At 59.1% G+C, this 20,624-nt stretch carries 17 protein-coding genes; 5 read left to right on the top strand and 12 right to left on the bottom strand.

All coding sequences use genetic code 11. From position 1 onward, the window contains the following. Positions 1-17 precede the first annotated feature (17 nt). The 4 genes from R3C19_08505 to R3C19_08520 all read right to left on the bottom strand — a co-directional run bounded on the left by R3C19_08505 (position 18) and on the right by R3C19_08520 (position 3,460). Positions 18-734, bottom strand: coding sequence for a prolipoprotein diacylglyceryl transferase (locus tag R3C19_08505; protein MEZ6060387.1), 717 nt, complete (start codon positions 732-734; stop codon positions 18-20). Continuing rightward, positions 731-2,215 (bottom strand): radical SAM protein, encoded by a 1,485-nt coding sequence (locus R3C19_08510; GenBank protein ID MEZ6060388.1) that lies wholly within the window; start codon positions 2,213-2,215, stop codon positions 731-733. The genes R3C19_08505 and R3C19_08510 overlap by 4 nt, the downstream gene beginning before the upstream one ends. After that, positions 2,212-2,490, bottom strand: a complete 279-nt coding sequence (locus R3C19_08515; GenBank protein ID MEZ6060389.1) for a hypothetical protein — start codon at positions 2,488-2,490, stop codon at positions 2,212-2,214. The genes R3C19_08510 and R3C19_08515 overlap by 4 nt, the downstream gene beginning before the upstream one ends. Positions 2,491-2,878: 388 nt before the next feature. Continuing rightward, positions 2,879-3,460, bottom strand: a complete 582-nt coding sequence (locus tag R3C19_08520; GenBank protein MEZ6060390.1) for a hypothetical protein — start codon at positions 3,458-3,460, stop codon at positions 2,879-2,881. 279 nt (positions 3,461-3,739) lie between these two features. On the opposite strand from R3C19_08520, the gene R3C19_08525 reads away from it, so the two are divergent. Then, a complete protein-coding gene (locus R3C19_08525) occupies positions 3,740-5,425 on the top strand; it encodes a glutamine--tRNA ligase/YqeY domain fusion protein (GenBank protein MEZ6060391.1) in 1,686 nt (561 codons plus the stop codon). A gap of 35 nt (positions 5,426-5,460) precedes the next feature. Here the strand turns inward: R3C19_08525 and arfB are convergent, their stop codons facing one another. Then, positions 5,461-5,883 (bottom strand): alternative ribosome rescue aminoacyl-tRNA hydrolase ArfB, encoded by a 423-nt coding sequence (arfB, locus tag R3C19_08530; GenBank protein MEZ6060392.1) that lies wholly within the window; start codon positions 5,881-5,883, stop codon positions 5,461-5,463. A 137-nt stretch (positions 5,884-6,020) separates the two neighbouring features. Between arfB and R3C19_08535 the strand changes: the two genes are divergently transcribed. Next, on the top strand, positions 6,021-6,581 hold the full coding sequence (locus R3C19_08535) for an RDD family protein (protein ID MEZ6060393.1): 561 nt from the start codon (positions 6,021-6,023) through the stop codon (positions 6,579-6,581). Between the two features lie 212 nt (positions 6,582-6,793). Here R3C19_08535 and R3C19_08540 read toward each other — a convergent pair whose 3' ends face one another. After that, positions 6,794-8,470 carry a hypothetical protein gene (locus R3C19_08540; GenBank protein ID MEZ6060394.1) on the bottom strand — a complete coding sequence of 559 codons (1,677 nt, stop codon included), beginning with the start codon at positions 8,468-8,470 and terminating at the stop codon, positions 6,794-6,796. Between the two features lie 260 nt (positions 8,471-8,730). Continuing rightward, positions 8,731-9,822, bottom strand: coding sequence for a redox-regulated ATPase YchF (gene ychF, locus R3C19_08545; protein MEZ6060395.1), 1,092 nt, complete (start codon positions 9,820-9,822; stop codon positions 8,731-8,733). Between the two features lie 340 nt (positions 9,823-10,162). On the opposite strand from ychF, the gene R3C19_08550 reads away from it, so the two are divergent. The 3 genes from R3C19_08550 (at position 10,163) to R3C19_08560 (ending at position 13,585) form a co-directional block, all read left to right on the top strand. Then, positions 10,163-12,487 carry a SulP family inorganic anion transporter gene (locus R3C19_08550; GenBank protein MEZ6060396.1) on the top strand — a complete coding sequence of 775 codons (2,325 nt, stop codon included), beginning with the start codon at positions 10,163-10,165 and terminating at the stop codon, positions 12,485-12,487. Positions 12,488-12,792: 305 nt separating this feature from the next. Then, complete coding sequence (locus R3C19_08555) at positions 12,793-13,098, top strand: RNA-binding protein (protein ID MEZ6060397.1); 306 nt, start codon at positions 12,793-12,795, stop codon at positions 13,096-13,098. 169 nt (positions 13,099-13,267) lie between these two features. Then, positions 13,268-13,585: a hypothetical protein gene (locus tag R3C19_08560; protein MEZ6060398.1), complete on the top strand. Its 318-nt coding sequence runs from the start codon at positions 13,268-13,270 to the stop codon at positions 13,583-13,585. Positions 13,586-13,696: 111 nt separating this feature from the next. Here the strand turns inward: R3C19_08560 and R3C19_08565 are convergent, their stop codons facing one another. The 5 genes from R3C19_08565 to R3C19_08585 all read right to left on the bottom strand — a co-directional run bounded on the left by R3C19_08565 (position 13,697) and on the right by R3C19_08585 (position 20,600). Continuing rightward, positions 13,697-14,584, bottom strand: coding sequence for a sulfite exporter TauE/SafE family protein (locus tag R3C19_08565; GenBank protein ID MEZ6060399.1), 888 nt, complete (start codon positions 14,582-14,584; stop codon positions 13,697-13,699). Positions 14,585-14,814: 230 nt separating this feature from the next. Next, positions 14,815-15,777 (bottom strand): hypothetical protein, encoded by a 963-nt coding sequence (locus R3C19_08570; protein MEZ6060400.1) that lies wholly within the window; start codon positions 15,775-15,777, stop codon positions 14,815-14,817. 581 nt (positions 15,778-16,358) lie between these two features. After that, on the bottom strand, positions 16,359-17,255 hold the full coding sequence (locus R3C19_08575; protein ID MEZ6060401.1) for a hypothetical protein: 897 nt from the start codon (positions 17,253-17,255) through the stop codon (positions 16,359-16,361). Positions 17,256-17,461: 206 nt separating this feature from the next. Then, positions 17,462-18,874 (bottom strand): FHA domain-containing protein, encoded by a 1,413-nt coding sequence (locus tag R3C19_08580; protein MEZ6060402.1) that lies wholly within the window; start codon positions 18,872-18,874, stop codon positions 17,462-17,464. Positions 18,875-19,025: 151 nt separating this feature from the next. After that, positions 19,026-20,600, bottom strand: coding sequence for a response regulator (locus tag R3C19_08585; GenBank protein ID MEZ6060403.1), 1,575 nt, complete (start codon positions 20,598-20,600; stop codon positions 19,026-19,028). Positions 20,601-20,624 lie beyond the last annotated feature (24 nt).

Below are 20,624 nucleotides of genomic sequence, written 5' to 3' on the forward strand. Positions count from 1 at the left end.
TCACGATCGGACGATTGTCAGCCCTGGCGTGATCCTGCCGTTTCTGACACCACCTGCCTCGCATCGCGCATCCAAAGTCCCGCGAACAGCGGGATCAGCGCCAGTGCGGCCCACTGGTAACCGGTCAGTCCCGCCCACATCCGAGCTTCCGGTCGGATGAACTCCGTCGCATAGCGGTACGCGAGGTAGGCGATGATGTACAGCTTGATGAGTTGACCTTTCAGCAACTGTCGCCGCCACATGACGAACAGAATTCCGGCGGCCGTCAGATGAAAAATCGCTTCATAAATCTGAGTCGGGTGACGTCGTAGTGCATCGGTCGCGGGAAACACGCACCCCCAGGGAAGGTCGGTCGGTGTGCCGAAACAACAGCCGCCGGCGAAACACGCCAGCCGACCGATTCCCACACCAACAGCGACAGGAACAGCGAACGAGTCACCTGTTTTTGTGCGAATGTTGAGGTGCTTTTTGGCGAGTTCGACGCCGAAATACCCACCAACAAGTCCACACAGAATCGTCTTGCCGCTGGAAAACCATGCCGTTCCGGACAGCAGGCCGTCGACGTCCGACAGCAGGAACGGCAGCTTCGCTCCCAGCATCGCGCCACAGAAGCCGCCGAGTCCCACGAAAATCCGCTGCGAACGAACCAGCGGCAGGTCTCGCTGAGTGAACCGGCTGATGATTGCCGCGCTGCCGACGGCGGCCAGCATGATCAGCGGATACAGAGGGCTCACGCGACAGGCTCCGGCAGTTGGATCAGTTCCACCGGGTCGCGATTCAGAGCCGGCAGCGGGACGTGACCACTTCGATACAGCACGTTATACGCCGAAAACGGAATCACGTGCCCCGACGGAAGCACATGATGCACGCACGACTTCATCAGTTGGCGAATATCGAAGTTGTAGGCGTCCATGAACGATGTTGTCGTGATGCGAAACATATCTTCCGGATCGAGTGTCTCGGTCATGGCTCGCTGAAGAAAGTCCGCCGCCAGGCTCAGTTCCGTTTCGGAGATGTCGCGGTCTGAAGCGGAACGCGGGGTCGCGGCGCTGCGAAGAGAGACGGATTCTCCGCAGCCGCCCGCCCCGCAGCACTGGCGAGACAGATATTCGCTGATCAGCTCCTTCGCGCGCGGGCGATTGAAGGTGATTCGGCCGGACAGCAGGTCCAGGTGATTTTCGAAGTCAACAAAGCGAGCCAGCGGCAGCACGTGGTCACCGCTGCGGTAGGCATAGGCCAGCGTGTGGCCGTTGGGGTGAGCACACGGCAGCGGTGAAAAATCCGTTTCTCGCCACTGGCCTTCTGTCTGCGCCGCGACGCCGCGGATGACGTCGGGAAACGTGATGCGGCGTTCCAGAATTTCGGGCAGCACATATCGGCCGGAATACGTGGCCGGCTGAAAACTGACTCCCGTGATTGCCGGGCGAGCCGTTCCGAACTGCACCATCCGCCCCATCTGGTCTGCGTTGATGTCGGGTTGCAGCGTACAGACCAGGGTTGTTCTCAAGCCGGCTGATCCCAGAGCTTCGATGGCCCGGAGTTTCACGTCGACCAGCGGTTCTCCCCGAAGCACTTCGCATCCGGCATCGTCGAAACCGTCAAACTGAAGGTAGATTTCACACCGATGCCGCAGCGCGGCCAGTTGTTCTACGAATCGCGGATCTTTGGCGATGCGAATGCCGTTCGTGTTGATCATCACGATGTCGATCGGCTGTTCGCAGGCATATCGAAAGATGTCCAGGAACTGCGGATGAACGGTTGGTTCGCCGCCGGAAAGCTGCAGGATCTCCGGCTGACCTTCCACTTCCACCAGCCGGTCGATCGCCGCTTTGCATTCATCGAAGGTCAGGTGAGTGCCTCCCGGCCCGCTGACCGCGAAACACATCGGACATTCCAGGTTGCAGCTCGATGTGATTTCCAGCAGACCGATGCAGGTGTGCTGTTCGTGCTCAGTACACAGCCCGCAGTCGAAGGGGCAGCCGAGCTGCGGTTCGACGCCGAACGAGACCGGCACTTTTCCGGGAAGGCTGTAATCGGTGCGATCGAACCAGTTGACGTCACTGCAGACAAAGTCTTCGCGAGCCCCGTGCTGAGAGCAGTTCTTGCGGAAGTAGACACGCTCGCCGCGAGTCACGATCTTGGCGGGCACAAGCGTCAGACAATCCGGGCAGAGACTCTGCGTCGTGCCGAGAAACGTGTAGTCGCGATACTTCATTTTGAGTAGGCCCTCCAAAGTGCCTTGCGGACCGCCGATGTCACAAGAACCCCGATGACAGGTGATATCGCCGCCACCAGAGCGGCGGCGATTTCTGCTATGGCCCACCCGGAAATCACGCCGCCAACAAGACATGTGGCTCCGAATGCGAACAGACCGGCAATGATCGAAACCAGAGCGATCCAGATGACCGCGATGGCTCCCGGCTTCCGCGATTCGTCGACCGGAGTCGTTGTCTCGCGGGGCGCTTCGTAGGGGTTACGGTCGTTGGTCATGAGAAGTCCGCCTGCCGCCGGGATCTCGCTGCAGGGAAAACTGTCTGCTCAGCAGGCGTTCCGTCGTCTCACCGACACGCCACGCGATTGCGACGCCGACAATGAACGCCACAGCGTTGGATTCCCAGCCGAGATGCTCGATCAGGTCGATGCCAAGCCACGCGCATACTATAAACGTGAGCACTGCTGTGCACATCGAACTGACTTCAACCACGAAAATCTCGAACGCAGACATTGTCGCTGAATCCTGCCCGGCAGTCGGTTCAGTGTCCGGCGCTTCGAATGGTGCTTTGTAGGGATTGTCGGACACTGTGCGAATTGACTCCCGGCGAAGAAACGGCAGACTGAACGAGGCCCGCGTTCATGGAATTGGCACTCAGTGCGGGCGTCATTCCGGCACCGGACGCGTCGGATGCCGCCATGATCCGGCAAATCCGGATTCCATCCAGGCCCTGAGTGAATCGACAATTCGATAGTCGGTGCGATCCTTCATGACGGCATCGTCAGTGAGTGATACAAACAGGACCTGCGCGTCGAGCGGATTCGAAAAGTGTTCGTAGATGCTTCGCTGCTGATCCGGCGTCAGTTTCCAGACAGCGCGACCCGGCAAGTCGAAGTTGTCACCCACGCCAATCGTTTGTCCGTAGAAGTTGACAAGTGCCATCGTGGCACTGGGCGACCAGACGTGATCGTGCGATCCTTCAACGTGCGATTGATACCATTTCGAGCATGACGTTTCGTTGTAAGTGCTTGCAGATGACCGAAGCCGCGACCTGTAATCCGCGCGCTCAAGCCGGCAAACGACGCAGGTGAATCGATGGCGATAGCCGTTGTAAGACCCCAGCAGCAGGTGACCGATCGCGACCAGGGTGACTGCGGCGATCGCGTATTCGAGGCGTTTGCGACGAGACGGCATCTGGTGCAGTGCATCCTCGTTCGTTGCGGTCGCGTTGGTCAAAGCAATTCTCATGGCGTGACTCCGGCTGGAAACTGTTCCACGCCGCGGCGACAACCAACGATCGATCAGAAGACCGCCCGACTGTGCCGCTCCGGCTTGATTCCGTGAATCTGATGTCGCGGCCCGGCATCGGTCCCTTGAGTCTACCGCGGAACGCGGGGGTTGAGAATCGGTTCCTGGCCGGTTCGATGTTCACGGCGGGGTGGCCAGTTGACCTTCAGGAATTCGCCCCGCGCAGCTATTGTCCGTGGCTTCTCTGATGCTTAGTTTGGCCACGGAACGACAGACGACATGACGGAACCAGCTTCCACCGAACGCCGCGATTTCGTGCGGCAGATTATCGAAGAAGACAATCGCACGGGAAAATGGGACGGGCGTGTTCACACGCGTTTTCCTCCGGAACCCAATGGTTATCTGCACATCGGGCACGCCAAGTCGATCTGCCTGAACTTCGGCATCGCTCAGGAATACGGCGGCCTGTGCAATCTGCGGTTCGACGACACCAACCCCGAAAAGGAAGACACCGAATACGTCAATTCCATCATGGAGGATATCCGCTGGCTGGGTTTCGACTGGGAAGACCGGCTGTTCTACGCGTCCGACTACTTTCAGCAGATCTATGACTGGACGGAACAGCTCATTCGCGACGGGAAAGCCTACGTCTGCAGCCTTCCGCTGGAAGAAATCCGCACCGGTCGGGGAACGCCGGCGGAACCGGGGACCGACAGTCCGTACCGCAGCCGTTCCGTCGAGGAGAATCTGGACCTGCTGCGGCGTATGAAGGCCGGTGAGTTCCGTGAAGGCGAACACGTCGTCCGCGCGAAGATCGACATGGCTCATAAGCACATGCTGCTGCGCGATCCGATCATGTACCGCATTCGCCACGCCGAACATCACCGGACCGGCAGCGACTGGTGCATCTATCCGACCTACGACTGGGCTCACGGGCAGTCGGATTCCATTGAAGGCATCACGCACAGCATCTGCACGCTGGAATTTGAAAACCACCGTCCGCTTTACGACTGGTACTGCGACGCTCTGGGAATCCACCATCCGCAGCAGATCGAATTCAACCGTCTGAATCTGACGTACACCATGATGAGCAAGCGGCGCTTGCTGCAGCTTGTGAACGAAGGCCACGTCACCGGCTGGGACGATCCCCGAATGCCGACGCTCAGCGGATTGCGCCGGCGCGGTTATACGCCGGAGGCCATCCGAAAACTTTGTGCCTACGTCGGTGTGACGAAACAGAACGCCGTTACGGACATGGTCGTGCTGGAAAACCATATTCGCGACGATTTGAACAAGCGCGCCGATCGTCGGATGGCCGTGCTGAATCCGCTGAAAGTTGTGATCACCAACTATCCGGAAAATCAGACGGACGAGCTGGATGCCGTCAACAACCCGGAAGACGAATCCGCAGGTTCGCGTCGGGTGCCGTTCGGCCGCGAGTTATTCATCGAACAGGACGACTTCATGGAAGACCCGCCGAAGAAGTTCTTCAGGCTGGGGCCGGGCCGTGAAGTCCGGCTGCGGTGGGCCTACTTCATCACCTGCACCGATGTCGTGAAGAACGCCGACGGCAGCGTTGCCGAAATTCACTGCACTTACGATCCGGAAACCAGAGGCGGAGACGCTCCGGATGGCCGCAAAGTGAAGGCGACACTGCACTGGGTCAGCGCGGCTCACGCGGTTGACGCCGAAGTGCGGCTGTATGACCACCTGTTCGTGAAGGAAGACCCGGACGATGTCGACGACGAATCGCTCGACTGGAAGAGCAACCTGAATCCGAATTCTCTGCAGGTGGTAACCGGAAAGCTGGAACCGGCGCTCGCAAATCCGGAAATCGGTTATCGCTGCCAGTTCGAACGACTGGGCTACTTCTGCGTCGACCCGGACAGCACGAACAAAAAGCCAGTCTTCAATCGCACGGTGACGCTGAAGGATCAGTGGACGAAGCAGCAAAAGAAGGGCTGAACGCAGGAGGTCCCGCTCAGATCCATCCGGCGCTCTCAGTCGTTGACGCCCGGTCTGCGCCGCGACTGTTTCTTTTCTGACTGCTGCCGCTTGTTTTGAAGTCGGCGCTGCTGCGCGCCTTTGCCGGGTTTCGTCGGCCTGCGTTTTTTGGGAGTCACAGCCGCTTCCAATATCAGTGCCCGCAGCTTTTCCATGCAATCCAATACGTTGCGGCCCTGGTCGCGATAGCGCTGGCTGTTCAGCACCAGGATTCCGTCGGTTGTCAGTCGACGGCGGAAGCGTTCCAGAAATCGTTCCTTCACCGCCTGTGGCAGCGACGGACTTTGCGTGACATTCCAGTGCAGGATTGCCTTGGAATTCACCTTATTGACATTCTGACCACCAGGCCCGCCGCTTCGTGCGAACGAAAAGCTGAATTCCGTATCGGGAATCTGAATCGTATCGGTAACCGTCAGCATGAATGGACTTCTCCGCCAGTCGAAAATTGCATCAGCGGCCAGACTGGGCAGAGCCGACGCGGGACGCTATGGTAGCCGCCGCGCGCCGGGAAGGCGCTTGAGTCACGTCCGCAACAGCACTCAAAGGAACGAATCCTATGGCTCAATCGGAAGAAAACCCCTTCGCCTATGATCCTGATCGGCAGGAACCACATAATCCCTATGCGGCACCGGCGTCGATGGGTGACGTCGCCACGGAATCCGGACCGCCGCTGGCAGATCGCCTGGCCAGGTTCGCGGGTGCGTTTGTGGATGGACTGACGATGATTCCAGGCATTGCGATCATTTTTTACTTGTCATTCATTTCCGGGGCGGAACGCTGGTTCGTCGAAGATTCCCTTGTTGCCGGCTTTATGCTGGACATCGCCGGTGCCATCATCGCAGCGGCGATGTACCTGCTGATCAATGGTTATCTGCTGGCAAAGCGAGGTCAAACCGTTGGAAAACTGGTGGTCGGCACTCGGATTGTCGATTCGGAGACCAACCAGATCATTCCGCTGGGACGTCTGTTCATCAAGCGGTTTTGTACATCCAGTTGTTCGGGCTCATTCCGTTTGTCGGAGGGTTCATTGTACTTGCCGATGTGCTATCTCATCTTTCGTGAAAACCGTCGGTGCCTGCACGATGACTTTGCCGGCACGAAAGTGATCAAAGTCTGACGAGAGCGAAACCGCACCCGATCGTCTGGTTCCTGCGATTCCACCTGGTGAACCCGGATTATTCACGGGTTTGTGGACGGGACTGCGATCCCATCGATATGCAGCGACGGGATCGGAGTCCCATCGTAAAGTGTGGAGTTCGCCGACTCGACATGACCACCATCTCCAAGACGCCTGACGTCGGGAAATCCTGATCGCGTAAATAATCCGGGTCAGCCGCTTGCCAGTCCGGAGCCCAGTTTGAATGCAAGGACGACGGAACCGATTGTGATCAGAATCGGTCGGAACGGCATGAGCAGGCTGAGCAGACCCCAGACCACTGCCGCACCCAGGCGAAACTTCCCGGATTCGTCCCTGCGTTCATCGAGACTTACGACCTGGTCGCGGATTTCCTGTTCGACGGCAGAGCGTCGGCTGGCCTTTTCGTCATCAGGCATTTCGGCCCACCGCTTTGACGCCTCGTCGCGGACCACCGGGTGAATCCGTTCCAGGGGATTTTCTGCCGTGTTGGTCTGATGATAATGAAGATTGATCTGGTCGTAGGTGACACCGGCCGTGGTCAGCCAGGCCTCGTTTTGTTGAAGTTCGTGCGACAGCGTCTGAGTCATGACCGTATCGGACGTCCGCCGCTGAATCAGGCTGGCCAGTGATTCTTCGTCGATGACGCCTTCGTCAAGCAGCAACTGCAGCCGACGGTCTTCCGTCCGATCTGCCTGGATTTCCGGCGGCAGTGAATTCCATCTTCGTTCGCCTTCGGCCCAGACAATCGGGCTGTACATATCCCGTCCGGGGACGTCTTCCCAGTCCTCGTCCTCGTCAATGTCCAGGTCAGCATAGAAGTTGTCTTCCGAGATTCCGTTTCCGCGCTGCCATTGGTCGTCATAGGCAATCTCGTCCTCGATGATCTGAGTGATCATGCCATCGGGAGAGATGCGGGAATCTATGTCCTGCCGGATTTCGTCGGATGTGCGATTGCTGTCCGCGGTGATTTCCGCGATATCCGGATCGACATAATAGGCTCCGATGCGGCCCAGAAAGATGGCGGGAACGGCGATGGCCACGGCGACCAGTCCTGGTCCCCAGCCGTCGGTGGTGCCAGCCATCGCGCGGATAGAACCGCCGATCAGGCCCGCGCTGACGAATGCCGACAGGATGATCAGCAGGGAGATTCCTGTGAACCCAAGTGCAACCGTGAGTCCAAAAGACAGGATTCCGGCGACCACTCCGGCTCCGATCCATGCGACCGGATGCCCGACGGCAGCGGCAACGCTCTTCCCGGAGGTTCGCTTCTGTTTCGAAGTCTGCTTTTTGTCGGATTTCGGTTTCCCGCCGCGGGCCGGCTGTTTTTTCGCGGAAGACTTTGGAGGTTTGCTCCAGTCGTCGTATTGCCCGGCGTCCTCCCGGCTGCCATCACCAAAATCATCGTCCAGCCAGTTGTCGCCGTAGTCTTCGTCGTAGCCATCGTCGTACGCGTCATCCAGGGCGTATGCGTCATTGGCGGCAGGCGCTCCGACATTTTCGTCGGGCTCGCTGTCGGCGGAGTCCCAGTCATCGTCCAGAAACTGTGCCTGGTGTTGCGGACGATTCTTTCCCGAAGTTCGCTTTGGAGGAGCGGTACTTTTGCCGGATCGACGGTTGCGCGCGGCAGTCTTATCCGCCGGTGTCGAGCGGGTTGCGTCGAGATGCGATGCGGGATCGTCGGCGCGTGCGGACTTCTTTCGGGACGGCGCCGGCGCTGCTTTCGGGGTCGGCGACGGCGCGGTTGTGTTCGCATTCGACCGGAAGGAAGTACCGCATTCCGGGCACCTGAGTCCATTCAGCAGTGCCGGCCTGCCGACCCTCAGCTTCCGTTGGCAGCCCGGACATCGAATCACGACACGCTCGGTCATGGTCGAATCACTTTCGCTGAAGTTCCTGGACGGCCCGCTTGGAAACCTGCGCGATTCAGAATACCGTTGCCGTGCCGCCGTGCAACTGACGCGGCACGAGAACCGGAGTCGCGGGATTCCGGTTGCAGACGCCCGATGCAGATTGGGGCTCGGGTCCCGGAGCGGCATCGAGCGCCGTGCGGACTGTGCTCACCCGGAACCAAAAAAGGGAGCGATCGCTGCGGTGTGGGACGCAGATGTGCCGATCGGCGTCAGCAGCGTCAGACGTTGAACAGGAAGTGGCAGATGTCACCGTCGCGCATGACGTATTCTTTGCCTTCGACACGCAGCTTTCCGGCGGCCCGGATTTCCTTTTCACTCTTGTACGTTTCCAGATCCTGCAGGCTGTAGACTTCACAGCGAATAAAGCCTCGTTCGAAGTCGCTGTGGATGACGCCGGCGGCCTGGGGCGCGGTGGCTCCGATGGGAACCGTCCATGCCCGCACCTCCTTTTCGCCTGCCGTAAAGTAGCTTTGCAGGCCGAGAGTCTTGTAGGCGGCTCGGGCAACGGTGCCGAGAGCGGGTTCGGTCAGGCCGGCGGACCGCAGCATTTCCAGGCGGTCAGCGTCATCCAGTTCGGCAAGTTCGGCTTCGAACCTGGCGCAGACGGGCACCACGCCGGCTTCCGACTTCGCGGCGTAATCCTTCACCTTTTGCACCAGCGGACCGTTGCCGGCGACATCGTCTTCGTCGACGTTGGCGATGTACAGGACCGGCTTGGCCGTCATCAGCCCCAGTCCGCGGACGACGCGTCGTTCATCGGCGGGAAACTGCAGTTGCCGCAGCGGCTGTTCGGTATTCACGTGAGCGATGCACTTGTCGATCACGGAGACTCGCAGTTTTGCATCCTTGTCGCCGCCCCGCGCGGCTCGATCGGCTTTGGGACGGGCGTTGTCGAGCGTCTGCATGTCGGCCAGCAGCAGTTCGGTTTCGATGATTTCAATATCCGACAGCGGGTCGATGCTGCCGGAAACGTGGGTCACGTCTTCGTCTTCAAAGCACCGCACGACCTGCAGGATCGCGTCGACTTCCCGAATGTGGCTCAGGAACTTGTTTCCCAGACCCTCGCCTTCGCTGGCGCCCTTGACGATTCCGGCGATGTCCACAAGTTTCAAAACGGCCGGAATGACCTTCTGCGGAGGAATGTACTTTGTGATCGTCTCCAGACGGCTGTCGGGAACGCTGACGATGCCTTCGTTGGGCTCAATGGTGCAGAACGGGTAATTCGCACTTTGAGCCGCAGCCGACATCGTCAGAGCGTTAAACAGCGTACTCTTGCCGACATTGGGGAGACCGACGATACCGGCGTCCATGGAATTGTTCCGAATCGAAAGAGGAGAATTCACGCGGCATGACGAAAGGCTTCCTGCCGCGAGGAGCGTTTGACCGCGATTCGGCGCGTAACGTAGAGTCAGCCTGGCGGGATGGCAACGAACCCGCCGCCGTCTCTGCCGGGTACCTCGAAACGAGAAAAGCGGGGCATCCACCGGCCCAACCAGCCGAACTCGCAGTGGTGTCGCGGGCATTTCCGAAGCTGGTTCGGAATGCGAGGTTGCCGTGGGACTCGCGATGGCCGAAGTCGCTTCGGTCCCGCTGCGGTCATTGAGAGTTGCGACGATTCTGCCCGGTCAACTGGAACGGAGATTCTCGGCAATGTCTGATCAGCCGGCGCTAACCCGCACACAGACGATCGTCCACGACGTGACGGCCGGACTGGTGGTGTTTCTGGTGGCTCTGCCGCTTTGTCTTGGCATCGCTCTGGCGTCGCGACCGAACCTTCCCGATCAGCCGGAACTGACAGTGCCACTGTTTGCCGGATTGCTGGCGGGGATTATCGGCGGACTGGTCGTCGGCGCCATCAGCGGGTCCCACACCAGCGTCAGCGGTCCGGCGGCCGGGTTGACGGCTGTGGTTGCGATGCAGCTTCAGGCACTGGGTTCATTCGAAGCTCTGCTGCTGGCTGTGTTTCTGGGCGGTTTGCTGCAAATTGGAATGGCCGCCGCCGGAGCGGGCTCGATTGCCGCGTTCTTCCCGACGAGTGTGATCAAGGGGCTGCTGGCTGCAATTGGGATCATTCTGATTCTCAAGCAGATCCCTCACCTGTTCGGCCACGACACGGACCCGGAAGGAGAAATGTCGTTTCAGCAGCCGGACCATGAGACCACCTTTTCGGAACTGGTGTCGACCATCGGCGACCTGCATGTGGGAGCAGCAACGATCGGCATTATTTCGCTGGGAATGCTGGTGATCTTCGGGCGAAGCCAGTTCCTGGACAGATTGAACATCCCGGCGCCGCTGGTGGTTGTCGTCGCGGGCACGCTGTTGAACATGAGTTTCCAGCAATTTGTGGCGGCCGGCTGGCTGGATTCGAAGTTTAGTATTGTGGCCGACGTTGAATCCGGAACCGCCAGCCATCTGGTGCAGGTTCCCGTGGCGAACAACCTTTCGGAATTCACGCAATTTCTGACGATGGCAGATTTTTCGCAGATGCTGAATCCGGCCGTCTACCTTGCCGCAGTCACAATTGCTCTGGTGGCTTCACTGGAAACACTGCTGAATCTGGAAGCCGTCGACAAGCTGGACCCGCAGAGGCGTATGTCGCCACCGAACCGGGAACTGCTCGCTCAGGGCGTCGGCAACGCCTGCGCCGGAATGGTAGGCGGACTTCCGGTGACATCGGTGATTATCCGCAGCTCGGTCAACATCAACGCCGGCGGCAGGACAAAGCTGGCCACGCTGGTTCACGGACTTCTGTTACTGGGCTGCGTTCTTCTGCTGCCAACGGTGCTGAATCGAATTCCTCTGTCCTGCCTGGCGGCGATTCTTCTGGTCACGGGAATCAAGCTCGCCAGTCCGTTTCTGGTTCGTCAGATGTTTCGTGACGGCTGGAATCAGTTCATCCCGTTTGCCGTGACGGCACTGGCAATCGTGTTTACGAATCTGCTGCAGGGGATCCTGATCGGTCTGGGCGTGGCCCTTGCGTTCATCCTGCACAGCAACCTGAAACGGCCGCTGCGGCGAATCATGGAAAAGCATGTGTCCGGCGACGTGATGCGGATTGAACTTGCCAACCAGGTCAGTTTTCTGAACCGCGCCAGCATCGAACAGGCACTGAACGACATCCCGGAAGGCGGCCATGTCCTGCTGGACGCAAGAAACACCGTGTACCTGGATCCGGACGTTCAGCAACTGATTCACGACTATGCCCGGAATCAGGCACCGGCTCACGGGATCAGAGTCAGCCTGCTGGGTTTTCGAAAAAAGTATCAGATCGAAGATCAGATTCAGTACGTCGATTACACGAATCAGGAGATCCAGGAGAAGCTGACTCCGGATCAGGTGCTGCAGATTCTGGTGGAAGGCAACCGGCGATTCCGGACCGGACAGCAGCTGACCCGAAATCTGTGGCGGCAGGTTGAAGCGACGTCTCAGGGACAGTTTCCGATGGCTGTCGTGCTGAGCTGTATCGATTCGCGGACTCCGGCTGAGCTGATTTTTGACCTTGGACTGGGTGACATATTCAGTGTCCGGGTCGCCGGCAACATCATCAGTGCCAAAGTTCTGGGAAGCATGGAATACGGCTGTTCCCAGGCCGGTTCGCGACTGGTTCTGGTGCTGGGCCATACCCGGTGCGGGGCGGTGACGGCGACCGTGAATCTGGCGTGTCAGGCAACAACGGCCAGGCAGGCGACCGGGTGCGAACACCTCGACAGTATCGTCAGCACAATAGGCGAATCGATCTGTGACCAGGATCGCCGAATCCTTGCTGAGTCGAGTCCCGAAGAACATGTCCGGCACATCGACGATATTTCCGGTCGCAACGTTCTGCGAACGGTACAGTTGATTCGGCAGCGCAGTGCGACGCTGCGGCGGCTGGAGGACGAGGGCCGGATTGCGATCGTCGGCGCCATGTACGACGTGGAGAGCGGGAAGATCCGCATTCTGACCGGGGAGACTCCCGTCGGAAATGCCGAATGATTCTGTGCCAGCCGGTCTTTCAATTCTGATTTGGCGGCGGTATGATCGTCGCCCGCTTCCCGGGGGGTGAACTCCGGAAGCCCGTTGACGAGGTTCGCTTGAACCAGGTTTGGCACCACTACCGGCCGTGCATGATCTGTTCCGCCTTACGATGCAGCAGCCTGACAACTGTGCAGAAGTATGACGAACGTTTCCAGGTTTCCGCGTGTGGTTAAGGTGGCTCCCGTCAGGTTGTGTTTTCTGCATTGCTGATGTGATAGCAGTGCTTCAGTGTGTGTGCTGAGCCATGTAGCTCGAGGGTTTTGATGAGTAAGAACATCTTTGTGGGAAGCCTGTCATGGGATACCACGTCTGAAGGTCTGGAAAGGGCCTTCAGCCAGTTCGGAACGGTGACTTCCGCCAAAGTCATCAGTGATCGGGACACTGGTCGCTCAAAGGGATTTGGATTTGTCGAAATGGACAGCGGTGGTGATGAAGCCATTGAAGCACTGAACGGATCACAGCTCGACGGTCGTGAGATCGTCGTGAATGAAGCTCGCCCCCGCGAGAACCGCGGCGGTGGCGGCGGGCGTGGTGGATACGGCGGCGGCGGTGGTCGCGGCCGTTATTGATCAGAACGGCTGAAGTCAGTCAGTTGCGGGACGGTCGCTTTGCAGCCATCGACGTGACAGAAAATTGAATTCGCCACCAGAACGCGACGGCGTCGGGCTTCCCCGCGCCGCCGCGTTGTTTGCTTTTGGTTCGAGTTTTCCAGCCTCATGTGTTTCTCAGGAACTGCCCGTGTTTCGTTGTCAAGTGTGTAAGACTGTTGTGCCCGCCGGAACCAAGTCGCAAAAGCTGACGGTGCGGGTGCGACAGAAGCTGTATCGCGGAACCGTCGAAGAGATGCCTCGCCGACGCGGCCGCGGCCGGTTTCCGGAACCTCGCGTGCCGCGCGATCGCGGCGGCAGCGGCCATGAAATCGTTCGTGAAATCACCGTCTGCGATAGCTGTGCTCGCAAATACGCGGAACGTCAGGAAGCCATGCTGCAGGCGGCCCGCGCGGACGCCTCCGCCCATCACCGTCGCGACGATGACGACGACGACTCCGACGATTGATCGCTCCTGATCGCGACAGTCCGATGGGCATTGACAACAGCGTGCGCCGGCCGCACTGCCAAATGTCAGTCGGTTTTGCTTGCGCTCGCGGTGCCATCCTTCGACCCTGGCTCACGCGTCAATCCACAGTTCGGCCAGCCGCAGCACAACAATTGTACTGGCCGAAAAGACCAGCAGGCTGAAGCCGATCTTCAGCTGCCGGCCCGGAAGTCTCATGCCCACTTCCGTTCCCAGCCGGGCTCCCAAAGTGCCGCTGACCAGCAGTGACAGCACCAGCAACAGATCGATGTGCCGGTGCAGACCGTGCATCACCGTCGCCTGCAGTGAGACCAGCCAGACGGTGACAATAGTTACCGTCGCCGCATCATGCACCTGCAGGCCCAGCAGAAAGACGGTCGCCGGAATCAGGACGAGTCCTCCGCTCATTCCCAAGAAGCCGGACAGCACGCCGACGGCATACCCGGTCCCTGCCAGCAGCACAATGGAATACCGGCCGGGGTGCAGGTCGGGAATTTCAGCAACCGGCGGCAACAGCCAGGAACTCAGCAGACCTTTCCTCCGAGTTCTTTCCGACGCCGAACGCCGCAGCGCATCTGTCAGTGATACGACAAAGATGGTCATCATCAGCGCCGCGTAGCTGGTCAGCACAATCAGGTCGACGGCAGGAAGCGCGCGGCCGAACACGTTAAGCTTTGGAAGGACTTTCAGATGCGCGATCGCGTAAGTGCCGGACAGCACGCCGGCAAACATGCCGCCTGAAAGGATCAGCGGAAGTTCAATGAAGCCCGCGGTCGGCCGGCGTGCCAGCATCGCTGTCGTCGCCGGCCCAAGCGTGTAGCACGCCGTCGAACCAATCGCTGTCGGCATGGGAACTCCCAGCAGGGCATTCAGCAGCGGAACCAGAAGGAAGCCGCCGCCGATACCGAACATCCCGGACAGAAATCCGACGACTCCGCCGAACGCGATCGCAAATAAAACGGTGGTGGATGTCCAGTGCATGAAATCTGGCGGACCTGGTGCTGAAACAATCGATCTTTCCGAGTGAAATGGTTCAGCACCGCTTTGGTTTTCGAGGAATCGCCGGACGTCGTGTGATCGTCCGATTCACCGGAAGTCGCAGGTTCCGTGAAAAGGAAAGCGGGTACAAGTCGCTACATTCCAAAGACGCCGCTTGATTGAGGCGGTCGGCAGAAGCTTCGCACCTCCGGACATCGGTCGCAGATCTGCATTCACCGATTCACGGCTGACGGAGTATTTGACCCCGAACAAAACTCAGGGCGCGCGTCAAATCGGGTGCGGAAACCGGTGTGTACCGATTTTCGTGAATTTGACATGCTCCGGCGATGCCGGATGCGCAGTGGTTCATTAGATTCGAACGAAGATGTTGACCTGGTCGATGTACTCGACGAGCGGGGTCGTCGGCGGTGGGCCGCATCCTGAAGCAGCTCGGATACAGCCTGCAATCGTACCGCAAGACACGTGAAGGAAAACAACACCCCGATCGTAATGCCTGGTTTGAACACATCAGCCGCCGGGTGAGGACCCGACAACACCGGAACGACCCGTCGATTTCGGTCGACACGAAAAAGTAGGTACCGCTCGGAAACCTGAAAACTCCGGGGAAATCCTATCGCCCGAAGGGGCGGCCGCTGGAAGTAGACGGGCACGACTTTCCAAACCCCGAAAAAGGAAAAGCCGTTCCCTGCGGCGTATACGACATTGGAGCCAGCCAGGCAGGCGTTTTGGTGGGGATCAGTCACGACACCGCTGAGTTTGCCGTCGCCGGCATTCGGCGCTGGTGGCAGAAGCTCGGACGCAAACGATACCCGCGCGCAAGACGCCTGCTGATCACCGCTGACAGCGGCGGCAGCAACAGCTCCCGCAGCCGATTGTGGAAACTCGAACTCCAGCGTTTCGCCAACGAAACCGGCATGACTCTCGAAGTCTGCCACTATCCGCCGTGAACCAGCAAATGGAACAGGATCGAGCATCGTTTGTTCTGCCACATCACGCGCAACTGGCAAGGCGAGCCGCTGGAAACTTTCGAGGTCGTCGTCGAGCTGACCGGCCACACAAAAAAAGTGAAGGCCCGGAGATGCATGCCCGGCTCGACGAATCAATCTATCAAAAAAGGGATCAAAGTCACTGACGCGGAACTGGCCGAATGCAGGATCAAACGAAACAAGTTCCATGGCGATTGGAACTATGAAATCCAGCCTCAGCCACAGTTTCACGCACGATATTTTGACGAGACTCTCTATTAGCCGCCGAAACACACAGCGGCCCGCTCTCACGCGACGGCTTCTTGCTTGAACCAGTGCTCGGGCACTTCACGCATCTGCGGTGCCGTACGCATCGCCAGGCGGCCCGGGATCTGAGTTCGGCGCCTACGTGCCGGCGCCGTGCCGCCCGCGGCGAAGCCTTGCGAACACAAAAACCGTTGCTCCCAACATCAGCCATAGTGCTTGCGGCTCGGGGACAGCAACGACGTTCAACGTGACGGAACCGTAGGCGGATGTATCGCCGACCTCCGGATCTGCAAGATAGGTCCCCACGTTGAGATCGCTGAACTGGAGTCCCGGAAGAACCGCAGCAGCAGGAATGCAACGGAGTTCGGCCCTGGATGGCTCATCGAGTGAATGGACTTGGTCCGATCCACTGATTCGATTCCGAATTCGACTGGCGTTCAGGCGTGATGTCGAAGTCAGTTTCCGGTGGCGACGGGCCGGTTGGTCGACGCCGGTTGGTCGACGTCGGTTGTGTCGGTGCGGATTCAGGTCAGTGAGATGTGCAGTTTCATGCCGCGACCGTTGGCGAGTGTTGCGACGCATTGTTCCAGACGGCTCAACTGCTGGCGGGCCGCTTCGCTGGTGCCGGTTGATCTGCACGCACCGCGCGGAGTGCGATTGCTGTCGTCGCTCTCCGCCATGTCGGCTCGACGTGTGGCGTCCAGGACCATTTCGCGAGCTGTATGGTCCCGTCCGGCGCTTCGTGAGCGTTTGAAGACCAGCGGAAGGTCCGGACTCATGATTGCTGATTGCAATAGTTGAGCCTTGAAGACAAACCATCTATCGAGTGAATCGTCACCAATTGCATTCATACATCCGCGGTCGTCTGCAACATACAATGGCTGGCGGGAGAACACATCGAGAGCAATGATGGCCGTTTCATTGGACGGTTGCCGTCGGCCGATCAAATGCTGCCTTGGTTCGCGGCAATCGGTCACTTCAAATCGCAGGCCGGCACCGCCAAGCTCACGGTTGTATTTCGACACTTCAAACAGCAGCAGGCCGATTTGCAGAGAACTGCATTTGGCCGGAATCAGCAGCAGGCTCAGCGGCGATCCTCCGGCGGCAACAACTTCGTCCGGCACGTGAACCGGCTGCCGTCGAATTTCGGTCCGGTTTTCGGACAGTCTTCGCAGCGCCGCCGGAGTCTGTCCGGATACTCCCGAAAGTTCGTCCCACAACGCCTTCAGCACTTCCGCTTCACGCGCCTGCTGCCGTCGCCATGCGGACTGTTCCGCCTCAAATTCGTCGATCGCCTGCTGTAGCTGCTGCAACTGCTGCGTGAGAAATCGCTCCGTCCGTCGACCGCAGTCGTCCAGGTTTCTTGCGAGTTCCAGAAGCTGAAGGCGGTGCGGTTCGGGAAGCGATTCGCACGAAGCCATCGGCGTCGGCTGACGACTTGCCGGACGTATTGTTGTTGCTGTTGTTGTTCCGAGCGGAATGCCTGTTTCTAGTCGACCACGCATGGGAAACGCCGGGGGGTTAGGTGTTGAGTTGTCAGTTGTCAGTTGTCAGGGGTCAGGGGTCAGAGCTGAGGGATTGGGTGTTGAGGCGGGGGGACGATTTGGGCTGGAGCCGTGATGGGGCCTTATCGTCCTTCAAGTCGTTGCCAGAGTCTTGACAGGCGGCCGGAAAGAGATCGTTCCTGTCGCTCGCGTTCTTCCTGTTCATGAATGTCCTTCAGGTGCGAACGCAGTGCCTGAAATCGTTCCGTGGAATCCTTTGCGGCAACCGGTTGAGCCTTTTGTTCGCACTGAAGCTGGAGTTCCTGTCGCTGCCGAGCCAGTTCCGCTCGCTCCTGACAAAGACGCACGGCTTCTTCGCGGGACACGGACTTGCCAAGATCATCGAGTTCTCGCTGCAGTCGTTTGTTTTCGCGTTCAGCAGCTTCCAGATTTCGGTGCAGCGATTCCGCTTCTTCGCGCTGAGTCTGCAGAGACCGCTGCAGGACTTCCACCTGTGCATTGGACGCACTTGACGTCAGCGACGCTTCCGCCTGGTTGCGTTCGATCGTCAGTTTCGCGATCGTCTGCTGTTGCCGATCTATTGCGGCCTGCCATTCCTGTTCCCGATCGCCGAACCGTTTCTCGATGTCGCTGATCCAGGAATCCAGGTGGCTGCGTTCCTGTTCCTGAGCGCTATTGGCTTCCTCCGCCGCCTCCAGCAATTCCGTCAGCATGGCGGTCTGTTCATCTTTCTGCTGCAACTCCTGAAGCAACTGTTCAAGTCGACACACCAGTCGTTCGGCTTCATCGCGGTCAATCGTATCCGCATCGTCGCGGGTAACGGCCGAAGCGGAAACCGCCGCCTGGTCGCGCGCGGCGAGCGCTGCCTGAAGCTCCACGACTTCTTCTCGAAGCAGAGAAATCGTTTCGTCGCGTTCCGGGTCAGGTTCCGCGACGACGGCATGAGAAGCCGCAAACTGCAGCCGGTCTCTCAGAACTTCAATTTCGGCATTCGCGCGTTCCAGCTGTTCCTGCAGCACTTTCGCAAGAGTCTTCGCTGCCGGCGCTGACGTCTCTGGCAGCGGCGTGTCCTTCACATGCATCCGGTTTTCTGCGGCTTTCGGTTCGCCAGCCGGAGCCTTCGCGAGCGCGGAACATTGCGGCTCTGCATGGACGGAGCCATCGTCGAATGGCTCATCCGCGGAGTCACCGGTGGATGCCAGATTGCTAAATCGGACCAGCAGCCGGAAGTCACCAACACGAACCTCCGCGTGCGACCGAAGCTGAACGTCGCTGACTCTTTGACCGTTGACGAACGTGCCGGATTCCGAATAACAGTCCTTTACGCTCACACTCGATTCATCCGCGCGCAGCATGCAGTGAGCGGCGGAGATCCCTGGACCGTCAATGCATAATTCCGCGGATGGTTCCGATCCAACGAAAATGCTCTCACCCGTCCGAAGTTCGCGGGTTTCGCGCTGGCCGTTCGGATCGATCAGCGTGAGCACCGCGACGGTGCTTCTGTCGACAGTTTCGGAAGTCAGCATTGCGGACATGAGAAGTGCCTTGTCAAGAACCGGTCAGTGACGCGGCTTTCTGAAAACGACCAGACCAGGCGCGGCTTCAAATTCGTCCCGCCGCACACAGTCCATCGCGGTGAACGCTGTGACGTCGCCGTGAACAATTCTTTGCATCGGTGCCGGTCCGTCATCGGGAGACGGCAAGTTCCTGTTCGAGTTCCTCCAGCATGGTTTCGGCGGGACTGACGGCTTCGGCGGCGTTTCCGTCAATGGCTCGCAGAATGTCGGCTCGCGAATACGGCCTGCGAATCTGTGGATAGGATTTCAGGCCGTCCGCCAGCGGCCTGTCATCGCCGTGTTCCGGAAGAATCAGAATCACCGAATCAACGCCGGCCAGCGCCTCCGGTGATCGCAGTTTTTCGGGGATATTCAGTTCATCGTCGCCATCGACACTCAGCAAAATGACGCTTGGTTGTTTTCGTTTCAGCATGAGCTGAAGCACGAATTCGTCCTTCACGACGTTGCCTGTCCACGTGTTGCCGGAATCTGCCACGATGGAACGCAGCATGTTGGCTCCGGTGGGTTCGGTTTCGAACGCGAGCAGGACCCTGCTTTCCGACATAGCCTGCGGCTGCACCCATTCGGCCAGACGGAAGCCTTCAAAGACGCGACGGACTTCGTCGATGGGCAGCCCGGCGCTGGAGGCCAGCTGCTGCGTGCTGACGGGCGTCGTGTCGAGCTGCGACAGCATCTGAACGTGCCGGGCCGACAGTCCGGATCGGTCCAGGTTCTGACCTCGCAAAACGTGTCGCACCCAGCCGCGTCCGTCGGCCGGCAGTTCCGATTCGTCACAGTGCAGAGCGCCTTCCACCAGCAGAGCGGCCAGGCACGTGTCCAGTGAGCTTCGCGCAATCAGGGACGGAGCGGCTCGGTCGGGAACAAAGCTGAAACTTCCTATCGGGTTGCGAAAACAGTAGCGAGTCAGAACGGCTGCCTGATGACGCAGCAGCACTCGCAGCATCCGCGGATCAAGCACTTTTCTGTCCAGCAACTCGACGATTCCGTCTACCTGCGACGACGCTCCGCAGCTCATCGTGAACTTCAGCAGCGGAGCCAGTTCCTTCATCGATTCCGGCAACTGATCCGCAACGTCCTGTGGATTGAAGGAAGCCGATACGACTCCCTGAATGCGTCCATCATGCAGAAAGAACCAGATGCGATGCCGTTCCGATTCCACCTCCAGCATTCCCGACTTCTGACCGTTGTTCAGAAAGTCCAGCAGTTCCCGCAGACCAACCCAGCGAAAGTCACCGGACATGGCCGGCTGGCCGTTGTCGCCCACCGTTTCCGGAACCGCTGTTCCATCGGTCTGCGACGCAACGATCATCGCTCCGACTTCCAGGGCATTGGCCACGGTTGTTTTCAGCAGTTCCGGCTTGAACGGCTTGGGAAGCGAATCAACGACGTTGGCGACGTCCATGTATTCGACGTAGGCCTGCTTTCGCAGTGTCGAAGAGACCACAAACGGCGTATGGCAGCATTCCGGGAACTCGATGATCTGTCGGCACACGTCAATTCCCAGCATTCCGGGAAGCTGGTGATCCAGCAGAATCAGATCCGGCTGAAGCTCGCGAGCCAGCCGGATTCCGGTTTCACCGTTCGGAGCCAGCACGACTCGATAACCTTCCTGCGACAGATGGCTGTCCACCATCTTGCGAATGGTGGCGCTGTCGTCGATGACAAGAATTGTCTGCGTGGTCATGGCGGGTTGCTTTCAATCGGTCCG

This window comes from Planctomycetaceae bacterium, assembly GCA_041398785.1.
Classification (GTDB): Bacteria; Planctomycetota; Planctomycetia; order Planctomycetales; family Planctomycetaceae; genus JAWKUA01.

Excerpts from the sequence above, each read along its gene's own strand:
- arfB (MEZ6060392.1), bottom strand. The coding sequence starts at position 5,883 with ATGCTGACGGTTACCGATACGATTCAGATTCCCGATACGGAATTCAGC.
- R3C19_08510 (MEZ6060388.1), bottom strand. The coding sequence starts at position 2,215 with ATGAAGTATCGCGACTACACGTTTCTCGGCACGACGCAGAGTCTCTGC.
- R3C19_08585 (MEZ6060403.1), bottom strand. The coding sequence starts at position 20,600 with ATGACCACGCAGACAATTCTTGTCATCGACGACAGCGCCACCATTCGC.
- R3C19_08570 (MEZ6060400.1), bottom strand. The coding sequence starts at position 15,777 with ATGGAACTTGTTTCGTTTGATCCTGCATTCGGCCAGTTCCGCGTCAGT.
- R3C19_08580 (MEZ6060402.1), bottom strand. The coding sequence starts at position 18,874 with ATGTCCGCAATGCTGACTTCCGAAACTGTCGACAGAAGCACCGTCGCG.
- R3C19_08555 (MEZ6060397.1), top strand. The coding sequence starts at position 12,793 with ATGAGTAAGAACATCTTTGTGGGAAGCCTGTCATGGGATACCACGTCT.
- R3C19_08565 (MEZ6060399.1), bottom strand. The coding sequence starts at position 14,584 with ATGCACTGGACATCCACCACCGTTTTATTTGCGATCGCGTTCGGCGGA.
- R3C19_08550 (MEZ6060396.1), top strand. The coding sequence starts at position 10,163 with ATGTCTGATCAGCCGGCGCTAACCCGCACACAGACGATCGTCCACGAC.
- R3C19_08525 (MEZ6060391.1), top strand. The coding sequence starts at position 3,740 with ATGACGGAACCAGCTTCCACCGAACGCCGCGATTTCGTGCGGCAGATT.
- R3C19_08520 (MEZ6060390.1), bottom strand. The coding sequence starts at position 3,460 with ATGAGAATTGCTTTGACCAACGCGACCGCAACGAACGAGGATGCACTG.
- R3C19_08575 (MEZ6060401.1), bottom strand. The coding sequence starts at position 17,255 with ATGGCTTCGTGCGAATCGCTTCCCGAACCGCACCGCCTTCAGCTTCTG.
- R3C19_08540 (MEZ6060394.1), bottom strand. The coding sequence starts at position 8,470 with ATGACCGAGCGTGTCGTGATTCGATGTCCGGGCTGCCAACGGAAGCTG.
- R3C19_08515 (MEZ6060389.1), bottom strand. The coding sequence starts at position 2,490 with ATGACCAACGACCGTAACCCCTACGAAGCGCCCCGCGAGACAACGACT.
- R3C19_08535 (MEZ6060393.1), top strand. The coding sequence starts at position 6,021 with ATGGCTCAATCGGAAGAAAACCCCTTCGCCTATGATCCTGATCGGCAG.
- ychF (MEZ6060395.1), bottom strand. The coding sequence starts at position 9,822 with ATGGACGCCGGTATCGTCGGTCTCCCCAATGTCGGCAAGAGTACGCTG.